At 65.3% G+C, this 22,707-nt stretch carries 24 protein-coding genes and 1 tRNA gene; 13 read left to right on the forward strand and 12 right to left on the reverse strand.

The genetic code is table 11. The features are described 5' to 3' along the window. Positions 1–105 precede the first annotated feature (105 nt). Positions 106–1,596 (forward strand): amino acid permease, encoded by a 1,491-nt coding sequence (locus FYJ28_RS13330; RefSeq protein WP_154579620.1) that lies wholly within the window; start codon positions 106–108, stop codon positions 1,594–1,596. Here FYJ28_RS13330 and FYJ28_RS13335 read toward each other — a convergent pair. Further along, positions 1,593–2,480, reverse strand: coding sequence for a MurR/RpiR family transcriptional regulator (locus FYJ28_RS13335; RefSeq protein ID WP_055242668.1), 888 nt, complete (start codon positions 2,478–2,480; stop codon positions 1,593–1,595). The genes FYJ28_RS13330 and FYJ28_RS13335 overlap by 4 nt on opposite strands. Positions 2,481–2,604: 124 nt before the next feature. Between FYJ28_RS13335 and FYJ28_RS13340 the strand changes: the two genes are divergently transcribed. The 4 genes from FYJ28_RS13340 to FYJ28_RS13355 are packed head-to-tail and all read left to right on the forward strand — an operon-like array spanning position 2,605 to position 7,708. After that, on the forward strand, positions 2,605–4,032 hold the full coding sequence (locus tag FYJ28_RS13340; RefSeq protein ID WP_154579621.1) for an APC family permease: 1,428 nt from the start codon (positions 2,605–2,607) through the stop codon (positions 4,030–4,032). After that, the gene (locus FYJ28_RS13345; RefSeq protein WP_154579622.1) at positions 4,025–5,347 is read left to right on the forward strand and encodes a glutamine synthetase family protein; all 1,323 of its coding nucleotides are present in this window, start codon (positions 4,025–4,027) and stop codon (positions 5,345–5,347) included. Before FYJ28_RS13340 ends, FYJ28_RS13345 begins: the two co-directional genes overlap by 8 nt. Beyond that, positions 5,337–6,479, forward strand: a complete 1,143-nt coding sequence (locus FYJ28_RS13350) for an amidohydrolase family protein (RefSeq protein WP_326831714.1) — start codon at positions 5,337–5,339, stop codon at positions 6,477–6,479. Before FYJ28_RS13345 ends, FYJ28_RS13350 begins: the two co-directional genes overlap by 11 nt. Next, complete coding sequence (locus FYJ28_RS13355; protein ID WP_154579623.1) at positions 6,476–7,708, forward strand: M20 metallopeptidase family protein; 1,233 nt, start codon at positions 6,476–6,478, stop codon at positions 7,706–7,708. Before FYJ28_RS13350 ends, FYJ28_RS13355 begins: the two co-directional genes overlap by 4 nt. Before the next feature lie 98 nt (positions 7,709–7,806). Here the strand turns inward: FYJ28_RS13355 and FYJ28_RS13360 are convergent, their stop codons facing one another. Beyond that, positions 7,807–9,114 carry an MFS transporter gene (locus FYJ28_RS13360; RefSeq protein ID WP_229780465.1) on the reverse strand — a complete coding sequence of 436 codons (1,308 nt, stop codon included), beginning with the start codon at positions 9,112–9,114 and terminating at the stop codon, positions 7,807–7,809. 125 nt (positions 9,115–9,239) lie between these two features. Between FYJ28_RS13360 and FYJ28_RS13365 the strand changes: the two genes are divergently transcribed. The 3 genes from FYJ28_RS13365 to FYJ28_RS13375 all read left to right on the forward strand — a co-directional run bounded on the left by FYJ28_RS13365 (position 9,240) and on the right by FYJ28_RS13375 (position 10,522). Beyond that, positions 9,240–9,680, forward strand: coding sequence for a hypothetical protein (locus tag FYJ28_RS13365; RefSeq protein WP_152970014.1), 441 nt, complete (start codon positions 9,240–9,242; stop codon positions 9,678–9,680). A gap of 83 nt (positions 9,681–9,763) precedes the next feature. After that, positions 9,764–10,075 (forward strand): hypothetical protein, encoded by a 312-nt coding sequence (locus FYJ28_RS13370; protein WP_154579624.1) that lies wholly within the window; start codon positions 9,764–9,766, stop codon positions 10,073–10,075. An 81-nt stretch (positions 10,076–10,156) separates the two neighbouring features. Further along, positions 10,157–10,522, forward strand: coding sequence for a DUF1622 domain-containing protein (locus tag FYJ28_RS13375; RefSeq protein WP_154579625.1), 366 nt, complete (start codon positions 10,157–10,159; stop codon positions 10,520–10,522). Positions 10,523–10,526: 4 nt separating this feature from the next. Here FYJ28_RS13375 and FYJ28_RS13380 read toward each other — a convergent pair whose 3' ends face one another. After that, positions 10,527–11,030, reverse strand: a complete 504-nt coding sequence (locus FYJ28_RS13380) for a hypothetical protein (protein ID WP_154579626.1) — start codon at positions 11,028–11,030, stop codon at positions 10,527–10,529. A 213-nt stretch (positions 11,031–11,243) separates the two neighbouring features. Between FYJ28_RS13380 and FYJ28_RS13385 the strand changes: the two genes are divergently transcribed. Together FYJ28_RS13385 and FYJ28_RS13390 are read left to right on the forward strand one after the other, a co-directional pair. After that, a complete protein-coding gene (locus FYJ28_RS13385) occupies positions 11,244–11,483 on the forward strand; it encodes a PLDc N-terminal domain-containing protein (protein WP_195840681.1) in 240 nt (79 codons plus the stop codon). 100 nt (positions 11,484–11,583) lie between these two features. After that, positions 11,584–12,852: an Nramp family divalent metal transporter gene (locus tag FYJ28_RS13390; protein ID WP_154579627.1), complete on the forward strand. Its 1,269-nt coding sequence runs from the start codon at positions 11,584–11,586 to the stop codon at positions 12,850–12,852. Between the two features lie 22 nt (positions 12,853–12,874). Here FYJ28_RS13390 and FYJ28_RS13395 read toward each other — a convergent pair whose 3' ends face one another. From FYJ28_RS13395 to FYJ28_RS13415, 5 genes are all read right to left on the reverse strand, one after another. Continuing rightward, positions 12,875–13,105 (reverse strand): hypothetical protein, encoded by a 231-nt coding sequence (locus FYJ28_RS13395; RefSeq protein WP_154579628.1) that lies wholly within the window; start codon positions 13,103–13,105, stop codon positions 12,875–12,877. Beyond that, positions 13,102–13,692 (reverse strand): ArsR/SmtB family transcription factor, encoded by a 591-nt coding sequence (locus FYJ28_RS13400; protein WP_154579629.1) that lies wholly within the window; start codon positions 13,690–13,692, stop codon positions 13,102–13,104. Before FYJ28_RS13400 ends, FYJ28_RS13395 begins: the two co-directional genes overlap by 4 nt. A gap of 210 nt (positions 13,693–13,902) precedes the next feature. After that, a complete protein-coding gene (locus tag FYJ28_RS13405; RefSeq protein ID WP_154579630.1) occupies positions 13,903–14,784 on the reverse strand; it encodes an ABC transporter permease in 882 nt (293 codons plus the stop codon). Beyond that, complete coding sequence (locus tag FYJ28_RS13410; RefSeq protein ID WP_055242638.1) at positions 14,781–15,743, reverse strand: ABC transporter ATP-binding protein; 963 nt, start codon at positions 15,741–15,743, stop codon at positions 14,781–14,783. Before FYJ28_RS13410 ends, FYJ28_RS13405 begins: the two co-directional genes overlap by 4 nt. A gap of 135 nt (positions 15,744–15,878) precedes the next feature. Beyond that, positions 15,879–18,248: a transglycosylase domain-containing protein gene (locus FYJ28_RS13415; RefSeq protein WP_154579632.1), complete on the reverse strand. Its 2,370-nt coding sequence runs from the start codon at positions 18,246–18,248 to the stop codon at positions 15,879–15,881. A 292-nt stretch (positions 18,249–18,540) separates the two neighbouring features. On the opposite strand from FYJ28_RS13415, the gene FYJ28_RS13420 reads away from it, so the two are divergent. Together FYJ28_RS13420 and FYJ28_RS13425 are read left to right on the forward strand one after the other, a co-directional pair. After that, positions 18,541–19,128, forward strand: a complete 588-nt coding sequence (locus tag FYJ28_RS13420) for a hypothetical protein (RefSeq protein WP_154579633.1) — start codon at positions 18,541–18,543, stop codon at positions 19,126–19,128. Beyond that, the gene (locus FYJ28_RS13425) at positions 19,125–19,709 is read left to right on the forward strand and encodes a hypothetical protein (protein ID WP_152970012.1); all 585 of its coding nucleotides are present in this window, start codon (positions 19,125–19,127) and stop codon (positions 19,707–19,709) included. Before FYJ28_RS13420 ends, FYJ28_RS13425 begins: the two co-directional genes overlap by 4 nt. 122 nt (positions 19,710–19,831) lie before the next feature. Here the strand turns inward: FYJ28_RS13425 and FYJ28_RS13430 are convergent, their stop codons facing one another. The 3 genes from FYJ28_RS13430 to FYJ28_RS13440 form a co-directional block, all read right to left on the reverse strand. Beyond that, entirely contained in the window at positions 19,832–20,347 is a 516-nt protein-coding gene (locus tag FYJ28_RS13430; protein WP_154579634.1) for a GNAT family N-acetyltransferase, read from the reverse strand. 30 nt (positions 20,348–20,377) lie between these two features. Beyond that, positions 20,378–20,752 carry a nuclear transport factor 2 family protein gene (locus FYJ28_RS13435; protein WP_055242628.1) on the reverse strand — a complete coding sequence of 125 codons (375 nt, stop codon included), beginning with the start codon at positions 20,750–20,752 and terminating at the stop codon, positions 20,378–20,380. A 144-nt stretch (positions 20,753–20,896) separates the two neighbouring features. Then, positions 20,897–20,969 (reverse strand) — tRNA-Ala (locus FYJ28_RS13440). Between the two features lie 219 nt (positions 20,970–21,188). On the opposite strand from FYJ28_RS13440, the gene FYJ28_RS13445 reads away from it, so the two are divergent. Continuing rightward, positions 21,189–21,596, forward strand: a complete 408-nt coding sequence (locus FYJ28_RS13445) for a four-helix bundle copper-binding protein (RefSeq protein WP_154579635.1) — start codon at positions 21,189–21,191, stop codon at positions 21,594–21,596. A gap of 810 nt (positions 21,597–22,406) precedes the next feature. Here the strand turns inward: FYJ28_RS13445 and FYJ28_RS13450 are convergent. Next, the gene (locus FYJ28_RS13450; RefSeq protein WP_235472133.1) at positions 22,407–22,703 is read right to left on the reverse strand and encodes a hypothetical protein; all 297 of its coding nucleotides are present in this window, start codon (positions 22,701–22,703) and stop codon (positions 22,407–22,409) included. Positions 22,704–22,707 lie beyond the last annotated feature (4 nt).

The following is a 22,707-nucleotide window of genomic DNA, read 5'->3' on the forward strand; positions in this document are numbered from 1 at the left end:
GTTCCGGGGCTGCGGGCAGGAAAAACGCGAAGGGGGTTCCGGCGGGGGCGTGCGGGGAAGATACTTCCATGCAGCACCACCGTCCATGATGTCCAAGGAGCCAATTTGTCCGCGGCAGACAAGGGAACATCCGTTTTCCGACGCAAGCCCATCGAGGAAACCGAAGACGAAGCCTCCGGTTCCAAACTCTTCAAAAGCCTGGGGCTCTGGCAGCTGACCGCCATCGGCGTCGGCGGCATCATCGGCATCGGTATTTTCACACTGGCCGGGCTGGTCGCCAACGGGGGGCCCGACGCCGAGGGCGTGGGTCCGGCCGTGCTGATTTCCTTTCTCATCGCGGGGCTGGCGAGCGCTGCGGCTGCACTGTCCTACGCCGAGTTCGCCGGGATGGTTCCGCGCGCCGGGTCCGCGTACACCTACGGGTACGTGGCCCTTGGGGAGATCATCGGCTGGTTCATTGGCTGGGACCTGCTGCTGGAGTACACGGCGATCGTCGCCGTCGTCGCCATTGGCATTTCCGGGTACTTCACCGAGTTCATGGCCGGAATCGGCCTGGACGTACCGGTGTGGATGCAGGGCACCGGGGACGTGATTGAAGGCGGGCTGGTCAACCTGCCGGCCCTCGTGGTGTGCCTGTTCATCACGTTTATCCTCAGCCGCGGTACCAAGACGTTCGGCCGCTTCGAACTGGTGGCGGTGGGCCTGAAGGTCCTGCTGATCCTGTTCATCATTGGGCTGGGCATTTTCTTCGTCAACACGTCCAACTACACGCCGTTCCTGCCCAACGGCTTCGGTGCGGTCTTCACCGGCGCCGCCACGGTGTTCTTCGCGGTGTTTGGCTATGACGCCATGTCCACCGCGGCGGAAGAGGCCAAGGAGGGCAAGAAGCACATGCCCAAGGCCATCCTGCTCTCGCTGGGAATTGCGATGGTGCTCTACATCCTGGCCACCCTGGTCCTGACCGGCATGCAGAACTACACCGAAATCAGTCCGACGGCGGGGTTCGCCTCAGCGTTCCAGAACGTGGGCCTGCCTGTGATTGCCACGGTGATCTCGGCGTTCGCGGTCCTGTCGATCCTGACCGTGATGCTGACCTTCCTGCTGGGCGTAACCCGGGTCTGGTTCTCCATGAGCCGTGACGGGCTGCTGCCCCGCTGGTTCTCGGCGACGGACTCCAACGGCACCCCGCAGCGCGTCACCTGGATTGCGGGCGGCGTCTCCGCCCTGCTCGCCGGGTTCTTCCCGATCCGGGCGGTCGCGGACCTGACCAACATCGGCATCCTGGCCGCCTTTGTGGTGGTCTGCATCGCGGTGATCGTGCTGCGGAGGACCCAGCCGGATGCGCCGCGGGAGTTCCGTGTACCGCTGATGCCCTGGATTCCGGCGTTCGGCGTCCTGGCCTCCGCCTTCCTGATCGCGCAGCTGCACTGGGAGACCTGGCTGCGGTTCGGCGTCTGGCTGCTAATCGGGATGGCGGTGTACTGGTTCTACAGCCGGAAGCACTCGCTGCTGAACCCGGACAGCCCCCGCCACAGCCCGTCCGGAGACGCGGGATCGCCGCCTTCGCCGTCTCCGGAGCCCGACGCCGCGGGCTAGATTGCGCGGTTTTCCTCCGCGCCGGGACTGATTGGGTATGCCTCCTCGGCAGCTGCCAGACGGTCCCTGGCTGCCGTGCCCAGAGCTGCGGCGAGCGCGGCGATGAGCGCCTCCGTTACTGCCATGGCAGGTGTCAGCGAATCGAAGGGAACCGTTGATTCCACCGGGCAGGGCAGCGTGACTGCGGCATCGGATGCCAGGGGAGAAAGCCACTGGTCCGTGATCAGGATGAGCGTGGCGCCCTGCTTCGCCGCACGCCGGCCGAAGTTCACTGTTTCTTCCTCGTATCGGCGGAAGTCGAATACCACCAGGACATCTGCGGCTCCCAGGTCCAGCACGCGCGCTGCCCGCGAGAGGCTCCCGTCAGGGACGGCGTCCACTCCCGGCCGCATGAGTCCCAGGTGGACGGCCAGGTATCCGGCAAGGAAGCCGCTGAACCGTCCGCCAATCACTGAGACCTTCCGGTCCGTACGGGCGAGCAAGGCTACGGCATCCTCAAATGCCCCCACCGGAAGGACGTCGAATCCGTCCTGCACCGACCGGGAAAGTACCCGGCCGGCGTCGCGGAGGGATCCGCTCCCCTGCCCGGTGCTGTGGCTGCCTCCGAATTGTTCGAGCGCTGACACGTGGCGGTGTGCCAGCTCGGAGCGCAGCCGGTCCTGGAATTCGGGATACCCGGCGTAGCCAAGGGAAGACACGAAGCGAATGACGCTGGGGGCGCTGACCCCCGCCCTGCCCGCCAGCCGTGCAGCACTTTCGAGTCCGGCCCGCGGATAGTCGTTGAGAAGTTCACGCGCGATGCGGCGCCCGGAGGGAGTGGAGGCTGACAGAGCCTCGGAGATCCTGCGTGCAACCGGTGTCTCATCCTCGCCCTCGAGTTTCATGACATGAACATTACATAGGGACCCTTGACCGTGCAATCATGAAATGCCTATAACAGTACGCACCTGCTGGTCGGCGTAGAGCTCCATGGCCCCGGCTGATTCCTCACCATCGAAAAGGATCATCATGCCCCAAGCGACGCAACAGAAACCCGTGCGGAAACTACGCTCCTGGGAAGCAGCCGCTCTCTCCGTCGGCTTTATGGCACCGCTGCTGGCCATGTCCCTGAACGGCATTGGGGTAGCGGGGCTGGTTGGCACCTCGGTCAGCTTCGTCTTTCTCGTAGCGTTCGCGGGCACCGCTTTCATCGCCTACGGCTTTGTGCGCCTGACACGCCGCTTCAACCATGCCGGTTCGGTGTACGCGCTTGCCGGACGCACGATCGGTCCACGTGCAGGTTTCTTTGGCGGATTCGCCCTCTTGGGCACCTACGTCACCTTTGCCGCGTGCACACTCGCTGCCTGCGCCGTCTTCCTCGAAGCCTGGATGACAGCGTGGAACCCGGACGCCGCGTCCTTGCCCTGGATACTCGCTTCCCTTGCGGCAGCGGTCTTGGCCCTAGCCGCCAACTTCCGTGAATCCCGGTTCACGGCACGGCTGCTGACCGCCATCGGAGGGTTCGGTGTCCTGCTCATGCTCATCCTCGGCGGCGTCATCCTGGTCAAGGCGGCCACCGGGGCCGCACCCGTGGAAACAGCCGTGGACCTTTCCCTTCTGCTGCCCGGCGAGGTTCCGCTTTCCACCCTGCTCACGGCCTCAGTCTTCGCGTTCCTGTCCTGGGCAGGCTTTGAATCGTGCGCTTCACTTGGCGAAGAAACAGCCAATCCCCGCAAAGCCATCCCGCTTGCCCTCGGCGGATCCGTTGTGGGATGCGGCCTGATCTATGTCTTTATGATGTTCAGCCAGCAGGTCGGATTTGGTTCCAGCGAGGAAGGAGCTGCAGCGTTCGCGGCGTCGTCCTCTTCGCTGACGGAACTGGCCGGCATGTACATCAGCCGTGAATACGCCCTCCTGCTGGCGTTTGCCGCGTTTATGGTCGCGTTCGCCTCGACGCTGAGTTCAACCGCTGCCGCCTCGCGCCTGGTCTTTGCACTTGCCCGTGACGGCTTCGGCCCCCGGTCGCTCTCCGTCATTCACCCGGGCAGCGGCATTCCGCGCCGGGCGGTGGCAGCGGTAACCGCGACGGCGGCTGTGCTCGCCGTACTGCTCTGGGCCGGCGGGGTCGGTGCATTCGATGCGTACTACTGGTACGCGACCATCGCCGTCCTGTGCCTGCTTGTGGCCTATGCGACCACCACGGCGGGCGTGGCTGTCCATATCCTCTCCGGCAAGGGATCGATTCCGCGCTGGGAACTGGTTCTTCCCGTCATCGGCATCGCCTACCTGGTCTTCGTCTTTGTGGTCCAGTCCGTTGACCAGCCGGCGCCGTATTCCTACTTCCCCGCCGTCGCTGCAGCCTGGTGCCTCGTCGGTGCCGGAATTGTCATCGCGGCGCCCGCCATGGCGAGGCGAATAGGCGAACGCCTTATCGAGGAGGACGCCACCCATGCGTGAACCGAAGACCCGCGACGACGAACTGGTCTTCGTCGCGACGAATGACATCAGCGCCATCACGCGCGGGCGGGCCATGCGGCTGGGTGACCTGGATTTCGCGACCGGATGCGGCTGGGTCCCGGCGAACATCGGGATCGGACCGTTTGGACACATTGTTGACGGGATCGCTTTCGGATCAATCGGCGACCTGCGCCTGATTCCCGATGCCGGCACGCTGACCCGGATCGACGGCATTCCCGGCAAACCACCGGTGAACGTGGTCCTGGCGGATATCACCCACACGGACGGAACCGCCTGGGAATGCTGCCCCCGGACGTTCCTGCGGCGTGCAATTGAGGACCTCGAGTCTGAGACCGGACTGAGCGTCCACGCGGCCTTCGAACATGAGTTCATGCTGCTGTCCGACGCTCTCCCGGACGCACCGTTCTCCTACCAGGCCATGCGTAGCGTGGAACCAATGGGAACGGAACTGCTGCAGATCCTGGCCGACGCGGGACTCGATCCGGAGAACTGGCTCCCTGAATACGGTGCCCACCAGTGGGAGCTAACCGTTGGGGCAACCGGGGCCCTGGCAGCCGCTGACCGCGCGGTACTGCTGCGGGACATTGTCCGCGACTACGCCGTGGCTACCGGGCGCCGGGCGTCCTTCTCACCGCTGGTCGATGCCGAGGGATCGGGCAACGGAGCACACGTGCACCTGAGCCTGCGGGATGCGGCCGGGGCACCGGTGACTTACGATCCGGACCTTCCCGGACGCCTGTCAAAAGCCGCGGGCTCCTTCGCGGCAGGCATCCTGCGGCACACCGCGGCGCTGGTGGCGCTCACCTCGCCGAGCGACATTTCCTATCTGCGTCTTTCCCCCCATCGATGGTCGGCTGCCCAGGCGTTCCTGGGTGAACGCAACCGGGAAGCCATGCTTCGTGTGTGTCCGACGATCGATATGGCCGGGAAGGAGATCGGGCCCCAGTTCAACCTCGAGTTCCGGGCCGGAGACGCCGCAGGCAACCCCTGGCTCACGATGGGTGTCCTCATCCGTGCCGGACTCGAAGGCATCCGCGACGGGCTTCCGACCCCGGTGGTGGTGGACCGGCAGGTCGAGGAACTCAGCCCCGAGGAACGCGGAGCAGCCGGTGTCAGCGATCTGCCCGGTTCACTGGCCGAGGCGCTTGACGCCCTGCAGGCGGACGACGTCGTTCGGGGATGGTTCGCGCCCGACCTTATCGACATCCACCGCGCCATCAAACGCGACGAAATAAACCAACTCGTCGGCCTTTCCGAGGCCGAAAAATGCAGGAGGTACACCGGTGTCTACTAGGACATCCAGTCAGGACGGAATGTTCGGCGCACCGCTGATCGACCACCATTGTCACGGTGTTATGGCACGGCCGCTGCAGCGCGCAGAATTTGAGGACCTCGCCACGGAATCCAGCTGGCCGGGACCCGCCGGGACAACCTTCTTCGACACCCAGCTTGGCTTCGCTATCCGGCGCTGGTGTGCGCCGGTGCTGGGCCTGGAGGCACATGTTTCGCCGGAGGACTATTTGGCTCGGCGTGCCGAGCTCGGTGCGGACGCCGTCAATTCACTGCTGCTGAGTGCGGCAAACCTGGACACGGTGCTGGTGGAAACCGGTTACCGCGGTGAGGAGATCACGTCCCCGGAGCAAACCGGGCTGCTGGCGTCCGCCGGGTTCCGTGAAGTCGTGAGGCTGGAACGAATCGCCGAAGACGTTGCCGCAGCCGGGACCACGCCGGGAACTTTCGCCACCGACTTCGCTGCAGCCCTGGAGGAACGCTCCCGGAACGCTGCAGGGGTGAAGTCCATCATGGCCTACCGCTACGGTCTGGACTTCAACCCGGACCGCCCGTCCGACCAGGAGGTTCAAACCGCGGCAGCGCAGTGGCTCGCCGCTGCCGGAAACGAACCCCGCATGGACCACCCCGTCCTTCTGCGGCATCTGCTGTGGGCTGCAGTGGATCTGGGCAAGCCTATCCAGTTCCATGTTGGTTACGGCGACGCCGACGTAGACCTGCACCGCTGCAATCCCCTGAACATGACTGCCTGGCTCCGTGCAGTACGCAGCCGCAATGTTCCCGTCATGCTCCTGCACTGCTACCCGTTCCAGCGGGAAGCGGGCTATCTGGCCCATGTGTTCCCTCATGTGTACGCCGACGTCGGACTGGCTGTGAACTACACCGGCAGCCGGTCCGACGCAGTGATCGCCGAGTCCCTGGAACTCACTCCGTTCCACAAGGCTGTCTTCTCCACGGACGCTTTTGGCCTGCCCGAGCTGTACTTCCTGGGCGCTCACCTGTTCCGCCGCGGCTTCGACCGCGTGGTGGGACGGTGGGTCGAGGACGGCGAGTGGTCTCCGGCGGATGCGGAACGCGTTGCCCACCTGATAGGCCACGTGAATTCCGAGCGTGCCTACGGGCTGGAACCGCGGTGACAGGGGCAGCCGTTGTCCGGCAGGGATCCGGGACGGAGACTTCCGCCGCACTCTTCGCCGAGCTCAATGCGGCGCTGGACCTCGAGCTGGGCGGTGCGGTGGAACTGCGTCACCGGCTGCATGCGGCACCATGCCTTTCCGGCGCTGAACAACCGGCGGCAGACCAGCTGGCAGGGTTCATCAGCCGTCCGGTTCAGCCTGTGGCGTCCACGGGTTTCTACCTGCGGACAGGCCCGGAGGACGGGCCCTCGGTTGCGGTGCGGACCGAACTGGACGGCCTGCCCCTGGTCGAAGAAAACGATGTCTCTTTCGCTTCTGCCAACGGCGCCATGCACGCCTGCGGCCACGACGTGCACCAGGCCGCCTTCGCGGCATTCGTTCGGGCGGCAGCCGCCGTCGAACTGCCCTTCGCACTGACGGCAATTGCCCAGCCGCGGGAGGAAACCTATCCTTCCGGCGCCCTGGACATCATCAATGACGGGCTGCTGGCCCGCGAACAGGTGGCATCCGTCCTGGCTGTCCACGTTCACCCGGGCATCCCGGAAGGGTCTGTGGCGACGGGCAGCGGAGCCATCAACGCCGCTGCCGACGAGTTCGAAATCGTAGTCCGCGGGCGCGGCGGCCACGGAGCGTATCCCCATTCGAGCGTCGACCCGGTCCCCGTGGCGGCGAGAATCTGCCTGGCGGCGTACGACCTGATCCGCAGCACGGTCAGCCCGGTTAGCCCGGCCGCACTGACCGTCGGCGAGCTCAAGACAGGAACGGCGTCGAACGTCATTCCCGATCAGGCGCTGATCCGCGGCACCCTGCGGACCATGGACAAGCATGAGCAGTCCCTGCTGCACACGGCCCTGCGCCGCTGTGCGGAACATACTGCTCAGGCAGCCGGCGCCACGGCGGAAGTCAGCATCACCGTTGGTGAACCGGTCCTGCGGAATGATGCCGTTCTCTCATCCCGCGCAGAGCGTTGGCTGGCACAGCAGGGACTGGGAGGTGCCGAGCCGTTGCGCAGCTGCGGCGCGGATGACTTCTCGTTCTTCACCGAAGCCGTCCCGGGGGTTATGGCCTTCCTGGGAGTGCGCAGTCCTTCCCCTGCACCGCAGAGCCCGCTGCACTCGGCTACTTTCCTGCCTCCGGACACAGCCGTTGGGGAATGCGCCCGGACGCTGGTGGCACTGTATGTCGGTGCGGTCGAGGAGCTGCTCGCCCAGCAACCCGCTGGCGGGTAGGCCCCGGCGCGCCGTCCCCAAGCACCCCTGCTGCTGGCAAGACAGCCAGCCGCGCTCTGCCCGGACTACCTCAGGCAACCAGCCCAGCCAGCGGGCAGCTACTGGGGCCGGGCAGTGCGCGGAGATGCTCCCCCGCCGCCGGATTCTTCCTCGCCCTCACTGCTTTCGCGGGACTGATCCGCAGCTGTGTGCACGCTGTGACTGCCTCCTTCACCGGCGTGATCCACCTTGCGCCGGCCCGCGCGGCGATACGCCAGCCCCACCAGCACACACGCCAGATAAGCAGTTCCAATGAAGATCCAGCCGTCCAGGAAACCGCCGGAGAATTCAAGCAGAAGACCCATGATGAGCGGTCCCGACGCGAACCCTGCGTACATTCCCAGGGACACTGCTCCTGATGCAGCTCCCACGCGTTCCTTTGGCACCTCGCGCAGGACCCCTGCCATGACCACAACGTTGACGCCGAGCACCGACGCACCGTGGAAAAGCACGCCCGCCCACAGCAGCGCGGGGATGCCGGTCTCCCCTGCCGCCAGCAGCAGCCCGGCACCGCAGATGGCACCTGCGGCCAGAATGAGAAGCAGCGTGGAGGCCCGCACTCCTTCGGCCATACGACGGCCCCACAGCACGCGGGAAGCCACCCCGACGACGCCGGCTGCGGCCGCGGTTGCCCCTCCCATCAGGAGCGAGAAGCCGAGTTCCCGCTGCGCAAACAGCGGCAGGTAGACGTTGGTGGCCTGCATTCCCGCGCCGGAGAAGAGCACGAACGCGGCGAGCAGCCAGACCGCGGCGGGGAACCTGCGCTCGGCCGAGGCACGTTCAGCACGATTGGGGGTTTTGATCCGGGGTTCGGGCGGCAGCCGGTGCCATGAATATGCAAGCAGCAGCCCCAGTACCAGTGCGGCGCCGACCGCAGCGCCCCGCCACCCTGCGAACAGGGCTGCCGCCGGGAAGAACAGACTGGAGAAAAGCTGGCTGGCCTGCACTCCCGACTGCTTGATGCCCATCCACCCCGGACGCTTGCCCGGCTCCACTGCATGAATGATGATCCGGTTGGTAGTGGGGTTGGAGATGGCCTGCGCGGGGCCGGACAACAACACGGCTGCCAGCAGCCACAGGTAGTTGCCGGACAGCGCCATAAATACAAGCGAGAGAGCAGTGCCCCCGAAGATAATCAGCATCTGGGTCCGCGCACGGATCCGGTCGCTAAGCCGCCCCAGGGACATCGAGGACAGCGCCGCACTGGCGAAGCAGGTGGCTGCGAGCAGGCCGAACTGCGATTCGCTGATACCCAGATCCGAGATGATGAGCGTGCTGGTGGCGGAGATTCCGTAGTTCATCACAGGGCCGGCGCCCATGGCGCAGACCAGCACGAACAGCAGACCGGGACCGGGGGTGGAGCGCAAGTTTTTCCTCTCTTGGAACGACACAGACCATTGTTGCCTGTGTATGCCAGAGTTACGGAACAAAACGGGCTAATATCACCCGTAGGGTTCGTCGTCTTGGACCCATGTAGCTGGGGGAGAACCAAATGGGCAGTGAGTCTCAGGCAAGCGTGCCTTCAGCACGCCGTCGCTCCGTAATGCTCTTCCGCCGTGCACGCACCGCCCTCGCACTGGTGGGCGTCTTCTGGCTCTGGCTGCTCCTGGGCAGTGCCGGGTTTGTCGCTTCCCTGTTCGACCGGCCCTTTTACGCCATGCTCGCCCTGTACGCGCTGGGCACGCTCACGCTGATTTCCCTCCTGATTGCACCGGTTGCCCTCGCGTACCTGCTGATGAACCGTCCGGACCGGAACGGCCAGGCAGCAGTAGCCCGGCCCGCATCCCGGCCTGAGTCCGCGCCTGCCGACGCCCACCGCTCAGTACGCAGCGATTTGGCTCCGGTGATCCGGATGATCCCGCGGAAGGTCAAGGACAGCGGCACTTCACTGGGCACCAAGGCTGCAGCGAAGTGGCGGGACCTGGCTTCCTAGCCGCCTGAGCCTTCCGCTCCGCAGAGCCACCTGGACCCGGAGCGTGTCAGCCCAGTGTCAGTGGCGGCAGCAAGAGTAGGCGCATGACTTCCTCTGCTCCTCCTGCTTCCACACTCCACCCGGCAACAGCCCGGCCCCTCGTTAGCCACGCGCGCTACCGGCAGGAACCCTATGTCCGCTGCCTCCTGCTGGAAGTGGACGGCAAGGCTGTGGCCTGGACACGCACCCAGGTGCTGGTGCACTGGATCGACGACGACGGCCGCGCCCACAACTGCTGGGTACCTGCATCCGCCGTCACCCGCATATCCCGGGATTCCTCCGCCTGGCAGGACCCCTACGATGACTTCGGCTTCTACTACCCGGCCCAGAGCCCGCTGAGCGCTCCCGTGCGTTGACACTGGACGGCCTCACAGAGCTCAGTGGACTAGGGAGGGTGCGACGGGCATCCTCCAGGCGAGCGGGGAGCGGCCAGCAGGATGGATTTTCAGGAGATCATTGAGACGGTAGGCGCCTTCGTGGATCTGGCAGGTGTGGCTGCAATCGTTGCCGGTGCGGTGGTGGCAACCGTGATCGCCGTCCGGGGACTCGTTGGCCGCCGCAGCGGGGTCTACGAGCTGTACCGGCAGCAACTGGGCCGGGCCATCCTGCTGGGGCTCGAGCTCCTGGTAGCGGCGGACATCATCCGGACAGTCGCTGTGACGCCGACGTTCGAGTCGCTGGGCGTACTGGCCGTCATTGTGCTGATCCGAACCTTCCTGAGCTACTCCCTGCAGCTGGAAGTGACCGGGCGGCTGCCTTGGCAGGGCAGGAACCTGCCCTCGCCTGCCGCACCCGGGAGATAGGCGTTCAGCCCAGAGGGACCCGCTGCCCGATGCCGGTGCTGCGGGAACGCGAGGCGTCCCGGAATGCCCTCACCAGAACCACCACGGTGATGAACAGGGTGGCTATCCCGAACGGATTGGCCAGGGCAGCCGAGTATCCGAGCACCTCCGGCCCGGCCAGGGACGAGAAGACCGATCCTGCCTGCGGTGTACCGAAATCCGGAACAAAGAAGCCGAAGATCCCGCCCAGAAACCAGTTCGCAAGCAGCAGCACTGACGTCTTCATGGGTGCACCAAAGGTGGTGCGTGCAGCTGCTCCGGCCGTGATCTTTACCGCCGCGGTCAGCATCAGCACCGCAAGCAGCGGTCCGGCGGTGAGCGCGAAAACCGTCACCAGCCGGCCGTCTGCACCCACCAGCATCCGGCCTGCGGTGATCCACGCGGGAATGATCAGGGCCATCGGAATGCTGGCACCGGCAATAACGGAAGTGAAGACACGGGAAACAGCGGATGGCGAAGCGGCGGACATTCTTCAACTCTATTCTCTGGCCACGCCGGCCCGCGGCATGCTGGGATGAGCACCGGCACCAAAAAGTCATCTCCAGGGATGATGCCGCGCTCTGCACCCGGACCCTAGGCTGGGAGTGCACTGGCCGAACAACGCGTTCCGGCTGCCGGTGACCCCCGCACTTCTGCCCCAACCCCGTACACGCCTGCCTGAAAGTGCCTAAACACCATGCCCGTGGAGTACCTCATGTGGATCCCAGCCGCCGCCCTGGCGCTGCTGCTCACAGTTACGCTGACTACCGGTGCCGTGATTAGCCTGTTCCGGACCGAGGAGACCACCGGCGCCGCGCGTGCCCTGTGGCTTGCTGCAGTGCTGCTGCTGCCCGTTGCCGGCGCCCTTGCCTGGCTCGCCGTGCTCCAGCACAGCACCCGGTCCCGTCCCGCAGAGGAAACAAACACCGAAAGCCTAATGTAGCGGCGCCTGAGGTGTGTGCCGGACAACTGATGCCGGCGTTGTTGAGCACACCTGCGCTTAACTGTTAGGCGGCCCGAAGTCCTGGTGCTACGTTGGCCATATGCTCCACAAGGCAGCCCCCGCGGGTTCACATCCCCGCACCGGCCGGCCCAGGGCGGGTACCCGTCTGCCCTGGCTCCTCGGCCCCGCCCTGGTAGCCGGAGTCGCCTACCTGGATCCGGGCAACGTGGCCAGCAACATGACCGCCGGCGCGCGTTTCGGGTATCTCCTGGTCTGGGTAGTTGTGGCCGGCAACGTCATGGCGTGGCTGGTTCAGTACCTGTCCGCCAAACTCGGTCTGGCAACCGGACGCAGCCTGCCGGAACTGGTCGGCCTGCGGATGCGCAGTACCACCAGACGGCGGCTCTACTGGCTGCAGGCAGAGCTGGTGGCCATGGCCACGGATGTCGCCGAAGTAATCGGCGGTGCCGTTGCCCTGTGGCTGCTCTTTGATCTCCCGCTGCCGGTCGGCGGCCTGATTACCGGCGCCGTTTCCATGGCAGTCCTGGCGATTCAGGGCAGTGGACGGCACCGGAGCTTCGAGTACGTGATCGTCTCCATGATGGCCATCATCGCCATCGGATTCACCGCCGGTGTCTTCATCGCGCCGCCGGACCCTGCCGGAGTGGCGGAGGGCCTGGTACCCCGGTTCGACGGCGCCGGTTCGGTCCTGCTCGCTGCTTCGATTCTGGGGGCGACCGTTATGCCCCACGCCATCTACGCCCATTCGGCACTGACCCGGGACCGGTTCCCGGAGCGGGCGCAGGGCCTCACAACCTCCATGCTGATCCGCGCCACCCGCTGGGACGTCACTATTGCCCTTGCCGTCGCAGGGACGGTCAACCTCGCCATCCTCCTGCTGGCTGCCACCTCGCTGCAGGGTGTGGACGGCACCGACACACTGGAGGGCGCCCATGCCGCGATTGGCGGGGCCCTGGGCAGCGGCGTCGCGCTTCTTTTTGCCCTGGGACTCCTGGCATCCGGTCTGGCATCAACATCCGTAGGTGCCTACGCGGGGGCGGAGATCATGCAGGGGCTGCTGAAGGTGCGCATCCCCATGCTGCTGCGGCGGCTGATCACCCTGCTGCCGGCGCTGGCCATCCTCGCCGCGGGAGTGGATCCCACCTGGGCACTGGTGCTGAGCCAGGTGGTGCTTTCCTTCGGCATCCCCTTCGCGCTTGTGCCTCTGCTCTGGCTGACATCCCGCCGGGACCTGATGGGCGAGCACCGCAACCGCTGGTGGACAACAGCCCTGGGGGTGCTCGTGGCCGGACTGCTCATCACCCTGAACGTGGTCCTGCTGTACCTGACCTTTACGGGCGGCGGCTAGTTCCTTAGCTTTTGCAGCCGGACTAGGGCCACAGTGCTGAGTGGGCGCGGGCTTCAAGGTTCCGGCGTTCCTCGGCATGGGCGGCGAGGCGGAACAGGTCCGGCTGGGGCCGCTGGGCCGCGCGCTCCCCGAGCCTGATCAGCAGTTCTCCGGCGGCCACAAACACGCGGCCGACGCCGGTGGGCCGGACTGGCGAGTGGGCGGCTGGACGCGCATGCAGGGGCAGGGACGCGTAGGTCATTACGACATTCATGACTGGGCTCCGGGATCGATAAGCGGGAAGAAGTTGAAGTGCAGTTCCACGGGGCGCGTGCCGTCGGCGTCTTCGCGCCCGCGGAACGGAGAAAGCAGTTTCTCAAGTTGCTCGGAAGCCTGGCGGGAAACCTCCTGCGCTTCCTCCAGCGTCAGCCGGAGGCTGGTGCCCAGAAGGATCGAAGTTTCCACCCATTCATCCGGGAGGGATTCACCGTGGTCAACAAAGTCCCCCAGGGCTTTGGCATTGCTGTTGGTCACGGTCTTGGCAAGGATTCGGGTGGCATCGCGGGTGGCCGGGGACTTGGCCATCTCCGCGGAGGTCTGGATTGGTTCCGGGACCCGCTCCCACCAGCGTTCGCGGGCGGTTCCTCGCCCCTCCACCTCGCGGACAAATCCGTGCTTGGCCAGCTGGCGCAGGTGGTAGCTGGTGGATCCGCTGGACTCCCCAAGGCGTTCAGCCACGGAACACGCGGTCTGCGCGCCGTAGCGGGAAAGGCTTTCCAGCAGCGCTATGCGGATCGGGTGGGCCAGTGCCTTCAGGCGGGTTACATCGAGGACCTGTGCTTGGGGAGACGGCTCTTCCATGCGGATGAGACTACGCTTGCAAAGAAGTGTTTGCAAGCATTTCTTTGCAACGACTTCTTTGCATCCCCTCATCCCGCCGAGAGGCCAGTTACGGCTCGTTTCAGCGCCGAAAAGAGCCGTAACTGGCCTCTCGATGCAGGCTCAGGGCCTCGGGTTCACGCGGTGAACGGGCACCGCCCAGACCAGACAGCCAGGGGCGGCAGGGCGGCGCTAGGCCCGTACGCGTCCGCGGATCCGGATGGCCGCCACGAGAGTGAACACCACGGTCATGGCCACCAGTACAAACAGCACGTACCCGGTACCAACCTGCCAGTCCCCTACCTGCGCCGTGATTCCGAAGACGCTCTGCATCTCTTCAATGGCTGCCGGCTGGTCCCCGGTCATGGCGGGAAGGGTCTCGGACGTCATTTCCTGGCGGACGAGCATGGAGGACTGCAGGAAGGGCAGGGCACTCACAAACTCACGCACCCCTTCAGGGAAGTTGCCCACCGGAATGTAGGAGCCGGCGATGAAGCCCAGCACCGTGCCGACGATCGTTGACAGGGCTGAGTAGGCGCCTGCGGTCCGGATGAAGGACACGGCAAACGCGCTCAGGGCCGAGAATGCGAAGCATGACAGCGCCAGGTAGCCGCAGATCAGCAGCAGCTGTACGGCACCCAAAGTGACCCCGCTGACCACGAAGAGGTACACCAGGCTCACCACCAGGACCAGGGCGGTCATGATCATGGAGATCAGCACCGCGGAGAGCAGGTAGCCCAGGATCAGCTTTTCCCGCCGGATGGGCGAGACCAGGAAGTCCTGGAACCGTCCCGAGCCGGAGTCCTCCACAAAAACGACCATGGCTCCCAGCGCCGTGGTGATGGTGGTGATGCCCAGGATCCCGGCGAACATCCAGCTGTCCACAAAACCACCGATCTCCTCCGTGGTGGCCTGCGGAAAGGACTCCCCCAGACCTTCGGTCTGCAGGTTGCCCAGGAAGAGCGTGTAGAGCAGGAAGACCACCAGCGCCGAAACGAGTGAGAAGAAGACACCCAGCCGGTCACGGAAGAAGAGCCTCAGGTTCCGGGTGGTGATGTCCAGGACGACGTTCATTTCCCGCTTCCTTCCGCTGCAGCATGTGTTTCGTTCTCCGGCGCTTCCCTGCCGGTCAGCGCCAGGAACACGTCATCCATGGTTCCGTGGCGGAACTCGAAGTCCAGGATGTCTTCCCCGTGCCGCGCAAGGATTAGGCGGGCGGCTTCCGCCGTGTCGACGCCGATTCGCACCGCCTCGCTGTCGCCGGGCCGGATATGCCCGCCAACTTCCAGGACAAGTGCTTCAAGCCCGGGACGGTTCCGGGTGGTCACGGTAAGGATGCTGCTGGAGTACTTGGCGCGCAGCTGGGCAGGTGTGCCGTCGGCAATGATCCGTCCGGCGTCAATGATGCAGACCCGGTCGGCTTCCTCCGTTTCCTCCATGTAGTGAGTCGTGAGGAAGACGGTAAGCCCGTGCCGGTCCCGCAGGTCGTGGATCGTCTTCCAGACGATGGCACGGCTGGCGGGGTCGAGCCCCGCTGTGGGTTCGTCAAGGAAGATGATCGGCGGTGCGTGGAGCAGGGCCCGTGCAATGTCCACGCGGCGGCGCTGGCCGCCGGAATAGGTACCGTACCGCCGGTCGATGAACTCGCCCAGCTGGACCAGTTCCGCGAGTTCTTCGATCCGTTCCTCATTCTGCGCTTTGTCCGGCGAATAGAAGCGGGCGCGGACACGCAGGTTTTCGCGTCCGGTCAGGAGCGGGTCCAGCACTGATTCCTGGAAGACGACGCCGATGCTGCTCCGTACGCCCTCTCCGCCAGAGCGGACGTCGTAGCCGCTGACCTCGGCGGTTCCGGCCTCAAAGGGGACAACCGTGGTGAGGCAGCCGATGGTTGTGGATTTGCCGGCACCGTTGGTGCCCAGGAAGGCGAAGACGCTGCCTGCCTCCACATCGAAGGAGATGTCATCGACGGCGGTCTTGGCACCGTACTTCTTGGTCAGGCCGCGCACCGAAATGGCAGGCTGGTTCTCCGTCACTGCATCCTCCAGAAGAATGGTCCGACTGGTCCTGCCAGCGGCGGGACAGCGAAGAGCCCCCGAGCGGAAACACTATCCGACTCGGGGGCTCTGCGTCCTGACCTGCTGGTTTTTAGTCCCTGACTGTTCGCCGGGCTACGGAACGCTGGCTTCTGGTGCTTCCGGATTTTCCGGACCCGGCACCGGTCCCGCGGCTGGCGGCGAGGCGGCCGGCTCGCTGGGCTCCTCCGTCGTGGGCTCCGGCTCGGGCTTCGGCGCGGGAGCCGTGGTCGGGCGCGGGGCCGGGGTGGCAGAGGGCTTTGGCTTGTCTTTGTCCTTGTCCTTATCGGCTTCCTCGGACTCCGAGGGGCTGGGGCTGGGGTTCGGATTCATCAGCAGGTTGCCTGGCGGGTTGGCGAATGCCTCGCCCGGGTAGAGGTCGCCTGCCTGCTGCATGAACTTCGCCCAGGACGGGGCGGCGATCAGCGAACCGTCGATTTCGGGATAGATGCGCCCGCCGATCTCCAGTCCGGAGAGGGACTCGGTTCCGGCCTTCCAGTTGCCGATCCAGCTGGCGGTGGCCATGCCGGAGTTGTAGCCGATGAACCAGGTCTGGGACCGGGAGTCATTGGTACCGGTCTTTCCGGCCATGGGCTGGTAGCCGTAGTTCAGCAGCGAACCGGAGCCGGACTTCATGACTTCCTGCGTCGCGTAATTCACGCCGCGGGCCGTCTCCTTGGAGATGACCTGCTCGCATTCGGGTTCCGGCACATCGTAGGTCTTGCCATTGGCGGCAGTGACCTCCAGCAGGGCACGGGGCTCGCACACATTGCCTTCAGCGGCGAAGCCGGCAAAGGCCTGGGCCATGACCATCGGGGACACGTCCTGGACACCGCCGATCAGGGCCGACGGTTTGATGTCCAGCGGCTCCTTTTCGCCGGAGTCGCTCTTGCCGTCATGGATGCCCATATCTTCGGCGATTTCCATGATGCGGCACAGGTCAAGCTGCCTGGCCGTGGAGAAGGTGATGGTGTTGAGGGATTGGGCAAGCCCGTGCAGCACGGTGGCGTCGCCGTAGTTGGTGTCACCGTAGTTCTGCGGGGTCCAGCCTTCCGGCTCGCCGATCGGGAAGGCCCCGCCGTCCAGGCAGCTGGCGGTCCAGCGGTCGCCCTGCGGATAGGTCTTCTTGCGGCCGTCCAGCTGGGTGTTCAGGGACTTGCCTGCATCCACCCATGCGGCCACGGTGAAGGGCTTGAACGTAGAACCGGGCTGGAACCCGCCGATGCCGCCCAGGCTCTTCTCCGGGTCCCCGTCCTGGTACTGGTCCACGTTGAAGTTCAGCATGGAGTCCCCGGGGTTCTCACCCGGGGTGAAACGGGTGTTCTGCGCCATGGAGAGGATGTTTCCGGTACCCGGCTGCAGGCTGATCATCGAGTGGCCCACCTGCCCGGCGGTCGTGTCCGGGTTCGCAGTCTCATTGACGGCCGTCTGGGCGGCCTCCTGGACGGCGGGATCCAGCGTGGTCTTAATCGTGAGGCCGGACCGGTACAGCACGGACCTGCGCTCGGCCGCGGTTGCACCGAACTCCTCGCTGTTCAGGACCAGATGTTCCACGTAGGAGCAGAAGTACGGTGCCTGTTCGGCGGCCACGCAGCCCTGCTTGGTGGGCGTGATGGTGAGATCCAGGCCGGTGGCGACAGCGGCGTCGTACTGTGCCTGGTCGATCTTCCCGTGTTCAAGCATGGTGCCCAGCACCAGGTTGCGGCGTTCGATTGCCCGTTCCGGGTAGACCTGCGGATCGTAGTAGCCCGGGCCGTTCACCAGGCCGGCTAGCAGCGCACTTTCCTGGATGTTCAGATCTATGGCGTCCTTGTTGAAGAAGTACTTGGACGCAGCCTGCACACCGTATGTGTTGCCGGTGAACGGGACAATGTTGAAGTAGCCCTCAAGGATCTCGTCCTTGGTCATCTCGTTCTCGACGGCGATGGCCAGCCGGATTTCCCGGACCTTGTCGGAGACACCCTTGCTGCCGCTGTAGGTTGCTTCTTCGCCGCGTTCGTTGGCGGAGTTGATGAGCACGTTCGTGACGAACTGCTGGGTGATGGTTGAGGCGCCGCGGCTCGTTCCGTTGGAAACGTTGCTGGCGATCGCACCGAAAATGCCCTGGACGTCCACGCCGCCGTGCTCGTAATAGCGGTAGTCCTCCACGGACAGCAGCGCGTCCACCATGTGCGGTGAGATCTGGTCGAAGGTGACCGGCTGGCGGTTCTCCTCGTACAGAGTGGCAATCAGCGAGTCATCAGCCGCCACGATCCGGGTTGGCGTGGCCAGCGTGGCACGCTCCAGGTCCGCGGGGAGCCCGTCGAAGAAAGTGATGGAAGCCGACGCCGCGGATCCTGCCCCGGCGGCCATGGGAACGAACAGCCCCGCAGTGAGCACTCCGCAGAGCACACTGACCCCTAGAAAGGAGAGCAGGCGTCCGAATGTGGTTGCCGTGGTGAACACGGGAGATTTACGCGCAGCCATGATATGGGAGCATAACGCAGGAAAATGGGATTACTGGTTTGGTTGAGCACCCAATACCCGGCGGCACCGTTGCATCCGGGCGGCAGACGACGATAATTACGGCACCTCCGACGTGGCAGGACTCACGCGCCTGCACAACTCCGGCCACCCCGGGAAGTAATCTCCGCAACCCCATCCCGGCGGCGCTTCGCCACTGCTAGACTCCTGCACACTTCCTTCTGATGCCAGGCAGTCCCAGGCCCCGTTCTGGGCGGTGTTGGAAGTCCCGGAACCACACCGGCCGAGGAGAATCATGGCTCGATTACTCCACGATTTACGCCGCCTGCGCAGGAGCGTTGAGGCGAGGCGGGGAAAGCTCCCGCCCCCGCGTGCAAACCACGAAGAAATCCATGCCCGGCTGGACACCGCCATGGCTGCTGCCAGGACCGCGGGACGGACACTGGAGGAACAGGAGCGCGTGGCCGGAGAAGCAGCGGCACATTACGCGTCCGTCGCCGAGGCCTACCGCCTGCGCCGCGAGGCCGTTGAGGGCGTAATGCCTTCCGGTCCTTCCTCCGCCATCCTGACCCTGGCAGGGACAGCACGGAGGATGCATGATCTGGCCTCCGAGCGCGGGGACATCGCCGCCGCGCACCTCACTGAGATCCGCTCACGGAGGGAAAAAGTCCACCGGCTGGTTGCAGATCTGGTCAAGGCCCAGGCCGAACTCCGGCTGGCCGTCACCGTGGAGCAGAGCCGGGCGCGGCTGGACGGGCTGGGCGGCGCGTCCGCCTCCGTTCCCGCCGGCGCCGAAAACCCGTTCGATGAAGAGCTGCGCGAGGCCACCCGGCTGGCGCGGGAAGCAGAAGCCCTGGCAGAGCTGAAAGGCGGATGGGCATGAGTGAAGAGTCCAGCGTGCGTCTCGGTGTTCCGTATACACCGCCGCGTTCCTATTCGGAGAAAGCCGTGAGCCGGCTGATTTTCACGGCCGCCGCGTTCATCATTTTTGGCGGGTTCAACGTCATTGCGGTGGCACTGGCCATCCTGCTGGTGGTGTACCCGCTCCTTATCGCCCGGGAACGGCTTGTTCTTCGCCCCCGGCGGGAGGAGGCAGAGACCGCAGCCCTGAACCGCGCCGTCGAACAGTTCTTTCCCGGAGCGCCGAAAATTCAGCGCGAGCAATGGAGCGCCCTGATGACCAGCCGCAAGGGCAAAACGTTCCGTTTCCGTGACGACCTCGGCGGTGAGATGCGGGTGGTCCGCACCGGGCGCGCTGCCCTGGCCGGCCACTCTGCAATCGCCGGGCAGCCCGTACGGCCGCGCTCGGCCAAGCGCACGGAAATTGAAGTAACCCGCCGCTACGGCGACGTGGGGCTGACCGATTTTGACACGGTGATGACTGCATCAGGCCGGGATCCGAACATTGCCCGGGCAATCGCGGAAGTCCGCCGGGGCTATCGGCACGGCCGCGAGTCCGCTTAAGGGTCCGGGCTGCCGGGCCCGCTGTACGCTGGCTTAGCGCACCGGGGCTGCCGGCCGGCCGCGGGTCCGTCCGCTTAGGGCTCCGGGCTGCCTGACTGCCGGCCGGGCGCGGGTCCGTCCACTTAAGGCTCCGGGCGCAGGTCCATACCCATAACCGTGCGGACGGGGATCGGCCCGCTGCGGTCTTCAGCGACGGGTTTCATCCCGAGTTTCTCCGCCACCCTGCGTGATGCAGTGTTCTCAGGATGGATCAGGGCGATCAGCTTTCGTGCCTGCAAAGTGTCGCGGGCAAAGTCCCGGCAAGCGGCCGCGGCTTCGGTGGCGTAGCCAAGTCCCTGACTGGCTGTCCGGACGTGATAGCCGACTTCCAGCTCAGTCTCAGACTCGTTTACCTTCTGCCAGGTGAGGCCGCAGTCTCCCAGGAACTCGCCGTCGTGCGTTTCCACAATCCAGAGACCGTGCCCGTACTTCGCGTAGTTCGCTTCATTCCAGGCAATCCACTTTGCTGCCTCGTCCCGGCTCTTCGGTGCCGGGTAATACGCCATGACCTCCGGGTCGCCCAGCAGCGCCGCCATCTGATCCAGGTCATCCGGGGTCATTTCGCGGAAACGCAGACGCGCTGTGTCTTTTGGCAGCATTCCCCTAGCTTAGGCGGGGGTGGGGGTTGGCTAGAAGTACCCATTGTCATTGATGGGCGGGTAAATCTCTTTGGGAATCGGCTGAATAACGTCCCAGTGTTCAACAACCTTGCCGTCTTCGACCCGGAAGATGTCCACGATGGCCCGGCCCTCCTCCCCCGGCACCCGGCGGGAATGCACGTGCAGGGCCACCAGGTCGCCGTCGGCAATCGCCCGCTTCACTTCGTTGCGGCCGTCCGGGTAATTCTCACGGAGGTAGGTCACGAACCGGCGAAATGCCTCCGGGCCGTCGGCCACCCACGGGTTGTGCTGGATGTAGGTGTCCCCGAGGTAGGCCATGGCGCCCTCGACGTCGCGGTTGTTGTACTTCTCGTAGAAGTCCAGGACCAGTTCCTTGTTGTTCATGCTTCCCCTGCGTATGTGATGCGCGTTACATGGATGCGGCCAATATAAGCCGGGGGGACGGGCGGCTACCTAAAGGGGACTTCACATTCGGGCAACAAAAAGTCCCGCCCTCTCCGCTGGGCGAAGAGAACGGGACCGAACTTGTGGAGCTTAGGGGAATCGAACCCCTGACCTTTTCATTGCGAACGAAACGCTCTACCAACTGAGCTAAAGCCCCATGCCTGTTCCGGATAACCGGCCTTGTCAGGCTACGCCGATTCTATGCACCCGCCTAGGCTGCGGGCAAAATCCCGGTTCCGGCTTGAGCCCCCGGCGGGCTCTTGGCTAGGCTCGCGGCAACTGCGCGGGCGGCGGTCCCAGCTGCGCCCGGGAGCATGGTTTCCCGGATGCTTTCCGTTGCCTGCTCACACGAGGATCCACCGACAAGGAGCAGACCATGAGTTTGATCAAGGACATGCTGACCTCGCATCCCGCGGGCAACTCCAATGTGGACATGGATGCGCTGGCCGCCTGCATCGAAGCGTGTTTCGAGTGCGTCCAGACGTGCACGGCCTGCGCTGATGCGTGCCTCAGTGAGGACATGCTTGGCGATATGGTCACCTGCATCCGCACCGACCTGGACTGCGCGGAGGTCTGTTCGGCGACCGGGAAGGTGCTGGCCCGGGCGGGGAAGGACTATGCATCCGCCGTCGATCTGATCCGTGCCTGCGCCGCCGCGTGCCGCCGGTGCGCCGAAGAGTGTGAGCAGCATGCCTCCGCGCACGACCACTGCCGCATCTGCGCCGAGGCCTGCCACCGCTGTGCTGCTGCCTGCGATGCGCTGCTTCTGACGATCGGCTCCTAGGCCGGCTGTCGGTCTATCTGACTGGCTCGATCTCCGGCGCACCCAGCGTGCGGCCGACGGCTGGGGCAAGGCTGGGCAGGTCGGGTTGGGGTGGCCGAGCGTGCGGCCGGCCGGCCAAGCGTGCGGCCGACGGCTGGGCTGGCTGGGCTGGGGTGGCCTAGCTGCGGCGGGCCGGCCAAGCTCCGGAGGCGGCCTTATATCGGGCTGTGCAGGCGAGAGCAGGCCAGATTGGGAGGACACCCAGGCTAGGGGCAAGCCGGAGCGGGATCGCAGGGCTGGGATGAGACATCCGAACACGCAGGTTCCCACCCGCCATTACTGGTGTCATCTGGAGGGACCTCAGACGGCGCAGCTGTAACGAGGACTGAGAATTGGCGCCTGGCCGCACCCGAATCCCTCCGATTTGGGACATGGCTCCGATTTGTCAGGCCGTTCCTGGACGTTTCCCTCTTGCTTGGGACTCCCCTCCGGTTTGGGACAACTTCCCGGGGCGTTTTCCGTCCGGTTTGGGACATCCCTTCCAGATTGGGACAATCCTGCGCGGCGCAGCGTCAGGAAAGTCCCCAAACGGCAGGGAAGCCCCCAAACGGAGGGAAATCCCCACCGGCAGGCACGTCCCCAAACGGAGCGAAAGCCCCCGCCGGCAGGACGGTCCCCAAACGGAGGGAAAGTCCCCAAGCGGCAGGGAAGTCCCCAAACGGAGGGGAATCCCCGCCGGCAGGACGGTCCCCACACGGAGCGAAAGCCCCCACCGGCAGGCCCGTCCCCACACGGAGGGAAACCAGCCACCAAGCCCCGCTCCAGCGCAGCCTACGTCCGCGAGCGCATCCCCCGCATGAGGATCCAGGCCAGCGGCGTCATAACAGCGATCAGCGCCACAGGATTCGGCCGGAACACCGCAGGGTTTCCATCGGCCGCCGCGTAGACCCCGAGCGGCAGCACCAGCCCTCCTCCGCCGCCACCGCCGTCGCCGTCGGCATCTCCCCCGCCGCCAAACCCGGCCTGTACCAGCGCTACCGGCACCAGCGTCTCGGAGCCGACCTTCACCGGGTCACCGTAGACCCGGGTGACGGCCAGGGACTTGAAGGACTCGGACAGGGTGGCCACGATG

Source organism: Arthrobacter sp. BL-252-APC-1A (assembly GCF_009696625.1).
Classification (GTDB): Bacteria; Actinomycetota; Actinomycetes; order Actinomycetales; family Micrococcaceae; genus Arthrobacter_B.

What these genes read in the sequence shown, in the direction of transcription:
- FYJ28_RS13335 (WP_055242668.1), bottom strand. Translation starts at nt 2,480, where the DNA reads ATGAAACTCGAGGGCGAGGATGAGACACCGGTTGCACGCAGGATCTCC.
- FYJ28_RS13340 (WP_154579621.1), top strand. Translation starts at nt 2,605, where the DNA reads ATGCCCCAAGCGACGCAACAGAAACCCGTGCGGAAACTACGCTCCTGG.
- FYJ28_RS13345 (WP_154579622.1), top strand. Translation starts at nt 4,025, where the DNA reads ATGCGTGAACCGAAGACCCGCGACGACGAACTGGTCTTCGTCGCGACG.
- FYJ28_RS13365 (WP_152970014.1), top strand. Translation starts at nt 9,240, where the DNA reads ATGGGCAGTGAGTCTCAGGCAAGCGTGCCTTCAGCACGCCGTCGCTCC.
- FYJ28_RS13370 (WP_154579624.1), top strand. Translation starts at nt 9,764, where the DNA reads ATGACTTCCTCTGCTCCTCCTGCTTCCACACTCCACCCGGCAACAGCC.
- FYJ28_RS13375 (WP_154579625.1), top strand. Translation starts at nt 10,157, where the DNA reads ATGGATTTTCAGGAGATCATTGAGACGGTAGGCGCCTTCGTGGATCTG.
- FYJ28_RS13380 (WP_154579626.1), bottom strand. Translation starts at nt 11,030, where the DNA reads ATGTCCGCCGCTTCGCCATCCGCTGTTTCCCGTGTCTTCACTTCCGTT.
- FYJ28_RS13390 (WP_154579627.1), top strand. Translation starts at nt 11,584, where the DNA reads ATGCTCCACAAGGCAGCCCCCGCGGGTTCACATCCCCGCACCGGCCGG.
- FYJ28_RS13395 (WP_154579628.1), bottom strand. Translation starts at nt 13,105, where the DNA reads ATGAATGTCGTAATGACCTACGCGTCCCTGCCCCTGCATGCGCGTCCA.
- FYJ28_RS13400 (WP_154579629.1), bottom strand. Translation starts at nt 13,692, where the DNA reads ATGGAAGAGCCGTCTCCCCAAGCACAGGTCCTCGATGTAACCCGCCTG.
- FYJ28_RS13405 (WP_154579630.1), bottom strand. Translation starts at nt 14,784, where the DNA reads ATGAACGTCGTCCTGGACATCACCACCCGGAACCTGAGGCTCTTCTTC.
- FYJ28_RS13415 (WP_154579632.1), bottom strand. Translation starts at nt 18,248, where the DNA reads ATGGCTGCGCGTAAATCTCCCGTGTTCACCACGGCAACCACATTCGGA.
- FYJ28_RS13420 (WP_154579633.1), top strand. Translation starts at nt 18,541, where the DNA reads ATGGCTCGATTACTCCACGATTTACGCCGCCTGCGCAGGAGCGTTGAG.
- FYJ28_RS13425 (WP_152970012.1), top strand. Translation starts at nt 19,125, where the DNA reads ATGAGTGAAGAGTCCAGCGTGCGTCTCGGTGTTCCGTATACACCGCCG.
- FYJ28_RS13430 (WP_154579634.1), bottom strand. Translation starts at nt 20,347, where the DNA reads ATGCTGCCAAAAGACACAGCGCGTCTGCGTTTCCGCGAAATGACCCCG.
- FYJ28_RS13435 (WP_055242628.1), bottom strand. Translation starts at nt 20,752, where the DNA reads ATGAACAACAAGGAACTGGTCCTGGACTTCTACGAGAAGTACAACAAC.
- FYJ28_RS13445 (WP_154579635.1), top strand. Translation starts at nt 21,189, where the DNA reads ATGAGTTTGATCAAGGACATGCTGACCTCGCATCCCGCGGGCAACTCC.